General features: G+C 43.2%; 7 protein-coding genes and 4 pseudogenes. 5 read left to right on the plus strand and 6 right to left on the minus strand.

From position 1 onward, the window contains the following. Window positions 1-228 precede the first annotated feature (228 nt). The 4 genes and pseudogenes from BM329_RS13635 to BM329_RS14565 form a co-directional block, all read left to right on the plus strand. Window positions 229-949: pseudogene (locus tag BM329_RS13635) on the plus strand (IS982 family transposase); the annotation flags it as partial. Between the two features lie 483 nt (window positions 950-1,432). Next, a pseudogene (gene ltrA / locus BM329_RS13640) lies at window positions 1,433-2,410 on the plus strand (group II intron reverse transcriptase/maturase). Continuing rightward, complete coding sequence (locus BM329_RS15130) at window positions 2,407-2,751, plus strand: group II intron maturase-specific domain-containing protein (RefSeq protein WP_245759095.1); 345 nt, start codon at window positions 2,407-2,409, stop codon at window positions 2,749-2,751. Before ltrA ends, BM329_RS15130 begins: the two are co-directional and overlap by 4 nt. A gap of 79 nt (window positions 2,752-2,830) precedes the next feature. Beyond that, window positions 2,831-2,998: pseudogene (locus BM329_RS14565) on the plus strand (IS982 family transposase); the annotation flags it as partial. 8 nt (window positions 2,999-3,006) lie between these two features. Here BM329_RS14565 and BM329_RS15135 read toward each other — a convergent pair. From BM329_RS15135 to metN, 5 genes and pseudogenes are all read right to left on the minus strand, one after another. Continuing rightward, a pseudogene (locus tag BM329_RS15135) lies at window positions 3,007-3,129 on the minus strand (tRNA (N6-threonylcarbamoyladenosine(37)-N6)-methyltransferase TrmO); the annotation flags it as partial. 32 nt (window positions 3,130-3,161) lie between these two features. After that, the gene (gene rcsF / locus BM329_RS13645; protein WP_092554239.1) at window positions 3,162-3,557 is read right to left on the minus strand and encodes an Rcs stress response system protein RcsF; all 396 of its coding nucleotides are present in this window, start codon (window positions 3,555-3,557) and stop codon (window positions 3,162-3,164) included. 152 nt (window positions 3,558-3,709) lie between these two features. Continuing rightward, window positions 3,710-4,525, minus strand: a complete 816-nt coding sequence (locus BM329_RS13650; protein ID WP_092554242.1) for a MetQ/NlpA family lipoprotein — start codon at window positions 4,523-4,525, stop codon at window positions 3,710-3,712. 133 nt (window positions 4,526-4,658) lie between these two features. Continuing rightward, window positions 4,659-5,312 (minus strand): methionine ABC transporter permease MetI, encoded by a 654-nt coding sequence (locus BM329_RS13655; RefSeq protein WP_092554245.1) that lies wholly within the window; start codon window positions 5,310-5,312, stop codon window positions 4,659-4,661. Then, window positions 5,305-6,336, minus strand: coding sequence for a methionine ABC transporter ATP-binding protein MetN (gene metN / locus BM329_RS13660; protein ID WP_092554248.1), 1,032 nt, complete (start codon window positions 6,334-6,336; stop codon window positions 5,305-5,307). Before metN ends, BM329_RS13655 begins: the two co-directional genes overlap by 8 nt. Window positions 6,337-6,551: 215 nt before the next feature. Here metN and gmhB point away from each other — a divergent pair, with 215 nt between their 5' ends. After that, window positions 6,552-7,112: a D-glycero-beta-D-manno-heptose 1,7-bisphosphate 7-phosphatase gene (gmhB, locus tag BM329_RS13665; RefSeq protein ID WP_092554251.1), complete on the plus strand. Its 561-nt coding sequence runs from the start codon at window positions 6,552-6,554 to the stop codon at window positions 7,110-7,112. A 30-nt stretch (window positions 7,113-7,142) separates the two neighbouring features. Here the strand turns inward: gmhB and BM329_RS14865 are convergent. Further along, the coding region (locus BM329_RS14865; protein WP_218153290.1) for a hypothetical protein at window positions 7,143-7,378 on the minus strand (236 nt) is incomplete at its 5' end.

Genomic DNA, 7,378 nt, shown 5'->3' on the forward strand with positions numbered 1-7,378 from the left:
TGCATGCTTGTCTTTGCATGCCAGTACTCTTCTTCGAAAATCTAGACTGTAACCCATCTCAATTCTACCTTGTCATTGGGATTTAGGTATTATGACACAGTATTATGATTCTGCTATAGATGTTCAAGCTAATATAACCCGAATTCTGGATTAAGAAGTTGACGAGAGGCCTGTTCCCGGGGCAATGTTTTGGTGCCCACCAAAAACCTCTCCGAGGGGGAACAGGCCATGAACAACTTAGTTGGAATCTTCTGTGATGTCGATGATTTTTGCCGTTTTTTTTATACCACAATGGACGCAATTTTGTCTTGATAATGGCTCCCGTCTGCGTCGCAGACAAGGTCATATGTATCCCAGTGAAATCATGACCATTCTGATCCTCTTCCACCTGTCGCATTACCGTAATTTTACGCATTTTTATCTGGAGCATATTGGGAAATATCACCATCAGGATTTCCCCACGTTGCTCAGTTATACCCGTTTCATCAGTGTCGCCCCTGCCGTTTTGGTACCGCTATGCAGTTATCTGACTCAATTAAAAGGAGACCCCACAGGCATCGCTTTTATTGATTCCACCAGTTTGAAAGTGTGCCATAACATCCGTATTCCCCGTCATAAGGTGTTTGAGGGAATCGCAAAACGAGGAAAAACCTCAATGGGTTGGTTTTACGGGTTCAAATTACATTTGATGGTGAACCATCAGGGCGAAATTTTGGCACTTAAAGTGATGCCCGGTAATGTGGATGTTCGGGAACCTGTTCGTGAATTAGCAAAAGGGCTAATGGGTTGTCTTTACGGTGATAAAGGTTATCTCAGCAAGGAATTAGCGGAGGATTTAGCCCAAAATGGGGTGACTTTTATCACGAAAAAGCGCCGTAATATGAAAGCCCAGGTGCTGGAAGAGTGGGATAGGATAATGTTATTAAAGCGTTTTATCATCGAAAGTGTGCCGCAGGCATACAAACTAGCCGCATAGGGAATGCAGCCAGTATGTAGCATAAGCTCAGGAGGAGAGGGTGGTAGGCCCACCGAAGTCCGCTGTCGGAAGCTGGCTTCAAACCACCTCAAGCGGCTGCCGTAAAGAGCGGAGGTCGTGAGCGTTGAGGTCAAAGCGCGAACAAGAGTTCGGCAGGTAGGGTACAAAGAGACGAGTAAAACCGAACCTATGTGGACGCGTCGTAAAGAAGAGAGTTGACATCAAAACCGGGGGCGTTTCTATCTTCCGGGATAAATCTGTGAGTGGATCCGAATGCTGCGCAGGTGGTGTCCGGCGTAGAGTGGGCGTGACTTTGTATCGGGCTCTTTCTGGGAACTGCGGGAACCTGTCATCACGATGTTAAGGAAGAAATGCAAGTCACTGAATTGACAGTATGAGAGTACCGAAGCGTGATACAGGGGCGGAGTGACTCGTAGTAGTGGGGAAATATTTGTAATGAATGTGGAGCGAAGGGGTCACGTCAGGCAGCCTTACCCGGTATCCAACTGTCAGGCAGGAGGAGATACGGAGGTGAAGGCAAAACCGTTTGTCATTGAGAAAAGGGAAGTGTCCCGAGCCTGGTTATTGGTTAAAGCTAATCAAGGTGCGGCAGGCGTGGATGGTCAAACCATCGCGGATTTTGAATCAAACTTAAAAGGGAATTTGTATAAACTCTGGAACCGCTTATCATCGGGCAGTTATTATCCGCCCCCAGTGAAAGGTGTTGCCATTCCCAAGAAATCGGGGGGTGAACGCCTGCTGGGTATTCCTACTGTCGCGGATCGTGTGGCGCAAATGGTGGTCAGGCTGCATTTCGAACCGCTTGTTGAACCTCATTTTCTGCCGGATTCTTATGGCTACCGCCCGAATAAATCGGCGATTGATGCCATCCGGGTCACCAGGCAGCGATGCTGGCAGCAGGATTGGGTATTGGAGTTCGATATCAAGGGCTTGTTTGACAATATTCCTCATGATCTTCTCATGAAAGCCGTGAGGAAACACACAAACAGTCCGTGGCTCTGTCTGTACATCGAACGCTGACTAACGGCCCCGATGAAAGGCAATGAAAAGGTGTTATTCCGGGAGAAAGGGACACCGCAAGGCGGTGTGATTAGTCCGATACTGGCTAATTTATTTCTGCACTACGTTTTCGACAAGTGGAGGCAGAAATATTATCCCCGGATGAAATGGTGTCGCTATGCAGATGATGGACTGGTTCATTGCCAGAGTGAAGCTCAGGCCAGAGAAATCTGGCAAATGTTGGAAACCGTTTCAGGGAATGTGGACTGGTACTGCATCCGGACAAAACCCGGATTGCTTACTGTAAGGATGTCGAACGAAAAGGAAAATATGAATATACCAGTTTTGATTTTCTGGGATATACCTTCAGACCAAGGTGGGTCAAGAACCGTAAAAGAAACAGTTTGTTTGTGAGTTTCACGCCGGCAGTCAGCAAAGCGGCCCAAAAAGCCATGAGATTCAAAATTCGCAAGTTGAAAATCCGAATGCGGACAGAACTGAACCTGATACAACTGGCAAACTGGCTAAATCCCATAATCAATGGTTGGTTGAATTATTATGGGCAATTTTGCCGGTCGGAACTGTATAAGGTCTTCAGGCAACTCAACAAAGCGCTGGTGCGCTGGGCCAGGCGAAAGTTCAAGGCCCTGAGCAGACACAAAACCCAAGCCTCAAAACTGCTTCAAAGGATCGCAAAGCAGAATAAGGGGTTGTTTGCTCATTGGCGGGCAGGAATGACAGGCGTGTTTGCCTGATGGGAGCGGTATGAGTCGAGAGGCTCACGTACCGTTCTGCGAGAGGCTGCGGGGGCAGTTCCCGTGGCCTACTCACCCCATTAATGGCCAATTGAAACACATTTCTCAAATAGAGCATTCTCGCCACCGAAGTATAAAAGGGTTTCTGTTAACCGTTTTATGTGGATTGATTGCTTACTGCGTTAAAGAAAAGAAACCGTCACTGAAAATTTTCTACTCAGAAGACGATTTCCCAGTGACGGCTTAAACAGAATTCGGGTTAAGTAGTTCTAGCTGCCCAGTTCCATCTTTCACCAAACACAATTGACGGGGAATGGCAAACTTCTCTTTATAGGGAGAATGAATGGTGCTTATTTGTGTAAAATGGAAATCTGTCATGGGTGTTTTGGATAATAATAATTCGGTAATAATTATTTATTGTTTATCGACAGTGCTGAACCTTCACAAATAGCTATTTGGTAGCAGCCCTGACCAGATAAAAGTGCACATTGATGAAGTAAGACAGCATTAGCGTTCAGGCTGGCTGCTTTTGCCAGCATATTTTGTCGTGCAGTTGCGATACTGGCTGGACGATCTTGCAGTGTATTGCGGCAGGACTCACCGGACACAATACCTAAATCTTTAAATGGTGAGCCTAAAAGTTCATCTGTTTTGGTGTACAGGCGAACGTAAGAGAACGCCTTATTTTGCTTGCCTGACTGATGTTTCAACTTCGAATCCGGCATGTCAGCCTTATTGGTTTTAGTTGGTAATGAAGTACACCCAACTATAAAGAGCGCCATGAAACAGATAAATAACACATGCATCAAGTTGAATCCTTATATTGATAGAGCCAGTAATTGAGTAGGTGCTGGAATCTGAAACTACGATGAAAGCGCTTGCTTTCCCCCAATAAACATAGGCGGATATAAAAATACCCGCCTGATAATTCTAATCTCGATTAACTGAATATGAAAGATTACCAGCCTTTTATTGCTCCGCCCTTGAAGACTTTATGTGCTTCTTGCTCTACTTCTGGTGATTGGAATGCTTTCACGAATTTTTGCACATTTTCAGCATCTTTGTTGTCTTCACGGCTAACAATGATATTTACGTAAGGTGAATCTTTATCCTCAACAAAGATACCATCTTGTTCTGGCGTTAAACCAATCTGCCCTGCATAGGTATTATTGATGAGAGCCAGAGCAATCTTCTGATCATCCAAAGAGCGAGGCAGCTGCGGTGCTTCCAGTTGAACGATATCTAATTGCTTAGGGTTGCTGGTAATGTCCAGAATCGTAGGCAGCAAACCAACGCTATCTTTCAACGTGATTAGACCATGTTTTTGCAGTAACAGTAGTGAGCGGCCCTGATTGGTCGGATCATTTGGTATGGCAATTTGGGAGCCATCTTTCAGCTCATCCAGTGATTTAATTTTCTTAGAATAAGCAGCCATTGGGTAGATAAAAGAGTTGCCGACAATAGCCAATTTGTAGTTACGTTCTTTTACTTGCTGATCTAAATACGGCTTATGTTGAAAGATATTTACATCAATATCTCCTTTGCTCAGTGATTCATTTGGCAGAACATAGTCATTGAATGTCGTCAGCTCAACATCAAGGCCATATTTATCTTTAGCTATTTGTTTGGCAACTTCAGCAACTTTTAATTCTGGTCCAACAATAACACCAACTTTAATGTGATTTGGGTCTCTTTGCTCTTGACCACAGCCTGCAATAGCCAACGTGCCTAATAATGCGCCTATTACAGCAATGGATTTCAATTTCACTGACATATTTTTACCCCTATTGAATACTGATTTATAACCTGTCTTATCAAGTTACTGAGTACTGCTATAGTGAGGCCTTCGAATATAAGCCCTGTTTTTAATAGGTGCTGTTACCAACACCTTTATCGTTGAAATAACTTTATTTGCGATTGACAGCTTTTACTAAATGGTCACCGCCTAACTGGATCAAGAACACTAAAATAACCAGTAAAGCTAGCACTGTATTCATCACAGTTGCATCATAACCGATGTAACCATACTGATAACCAATCTGACCCAGACCTCCGGCACCAACAGCCCCACCCATTGCAGAATAGCCAACTAAGGTGATTAAAGTAATTGTTGCTGCATTGATCAAACTTGGTAATGCTTCCGGTAATAAGATCTTTTTGACAATTTGGAACAGTGTTGCACCCATTGCACGTGCTGCCTCGATTAATCCAGATGGAATTTCCAATAAAGCATTCTCTACCATGCGAGCAATAAAAGGTGCCGCTCCAACCGTTAGAGGAACAATCGCAGCCTGTAAGCCGATTGACGTTCCGACAATCAGCCGGGTGAATGGAATCATCCATACCAGTAAAATAATGAATGGAACCGAGCGAGTTATATTTACCAATGCAGAAAGTATGCGATAAAGCGCTCCATTCTCAATAACTTGTCCTGGACGAGTAACATATAAAAGCACACCAGCCGGCAATCCAATAACAAAGCCAAAGAAACCAGAGACAAAAGTCATTACGAGGGTTTCCCAGACTCCTTTAGCTAATAATAAAATCATTCCTTCAGACATAACCGAGAACCTCTACTTTCACATGATGCTCTTCTAAAAACGCAATTGTTGATTTGATACTGTCGTTTTCCCCATCTAGCTCAGCCAACATCACCCCAAATTTAACACCACCTGCGTAATCCATTTGAGAACTCAAGATACTGATGTCGATATTAAAGCGGCGAACTGCCATTGAAATTAAAGGCGCATCAACTGATTTACCTGTAAATTCCAGTTTCAATAACGGACTACGGTCAGGTGCAGATTCTGGTTGTAATTTCTGTAGATAATCTTCAGGAATATCCAGATGCAGCGTAGATTTAATAAATTCTTGGGCAACAGGCGTTTTAGGATGAGAAAATATTGCGCTTACAATATCTTGCTCGATCAATTGACCACCACTGATTACTGCAACTTGATCACAGATGCGTTTAACGACATCCATTTCATGGGTAATCAGAAGAATGGTCAGACCCAAGCGGCGATTAATGTCTTTTAATAGCTCTAGAATAGAACGTGTTGTTGCTGGATCCAGCGCGCTGGTGGCTTCGTCACACAGAAGTACCTTTGGAGAACTTGCCAGAGCACGGGCAATAGCAACACGTTGTTTCTGACCACCAGACAAATTGGCAGGATAAGCATCATGCTTATCAGAAAGACCAACCAACTCCAGCAATTCGTTAACTCTGCTCTTTATTTCGGATTTTGATGTGTTATCCAACTCTAAAGGTAATGCAACATTATCAAATACAGTTCTGGATGACAGCAAATTAAAGTGTTGAAAAATCATGCCAATATGACGACGTGCACGAGTTAATTCACGCTCTGAAAGAGAGGTAAGATCCTGCCCATCAACTAATACTTGGCCTGAAGTTGGACGTTCAAGCATGTTTACGCAGCGAATTAAAGTACTTTTCCCAGCACCAGAAGAACCTATGACACCATAGATTTGCCCTTGCGGGACATGCAAATTGATATCTGAAAGCGCTTTGATTGAACGCGTTCCTTGTTGAAATATCTTATCTATCTGTGTCAGTCTTATCATTTTTTTCTTATTAGATGTATTAGATGTATTAGATGTATTAGATGTATTAGATGCAAAAGATGAATGACTTGAGAACATTTCGACAAGTCATGAATTAAAGCGGATGTTAAGGTGTCTAGACGTCCAAGTCAACTGGGAATAAATTAAATGCTACATTCTCATTCAGTAATAAATCATGCGATACTGTTTACTTAGTACATTCTTGGAGCAATCAAGTGACTCAAAGTATTCCCGCCGTATTTTTAGATCGTGACGGCACGATTAACATCGATCATGGCTACGTACATGAAATAGATAATTTTCAATTTATTGATGGTGTGATTGAAGCCATGTTGGAATTGAAAAAAATGGGCTATGCACTGGTCCTAGTAACAAATCAGTCAGGCATTGCTCGTAAAATCTTTACAGAAGATCAGTTTGTCCAGTTAACAGAGTGGATGGATTGGTCACTGGCAGACCGGGGTGTTGATCTGGATGGTATCTATTATTGTCCCCATCACCCGGAAGCAAGTGATGAAACATATAAGAAGAAGTGTAATTGCCGTAAACCACAAGCGGGTATGTTGCTTGACGCACAGAAAGAATTACATATTGATATGTCTGCCTCTTATATGGTGGGAGACAAACTAGAAGATATGTTGGCAGCAAATGCAGCTGATGTAAGTACCAAGATTCTTGTTCGTACAGGAAAATCTGTAACGGAAGAAGCAGAACATGTCGCAGATTTGGTTATTAATAGCCTGGCAGACCTGCCAAATGTGATAAAAAATAGGTAAAAATAGCCTTTTCGTTTAGTTTGTGAACATTTAAATAAAAAAATCACAAAAAGGCTTGCGTAAATTAGATAGCTCCCTATAATGCGCACCCGTTGTCACGACAAACATACAAACCTGTCGGGATGACAAAATGGAAGGCCCTGAAAAATAAGGCTTGACATTGACAGAGGGAAGCGTAAGATACGCCGCCTCGCAACCCGGAAGAACTTGCCGGTTGCCACCGCTCTTTAACAACTTAATCAGACAATCTGTGTGGGCACTCGCAG

It is taken from the genome of Xenorhabdus koppenhoeferi (genome assembly GCF_900116635.1).
Classification (GTDB): domain Bacteria; phylum Pseudomonadota; class Gammaproteobacteria; order Enterobacterales; family Enterobacteriaceae; genus Xenorhabdus; species Xenorhabdus koppenhoeferi.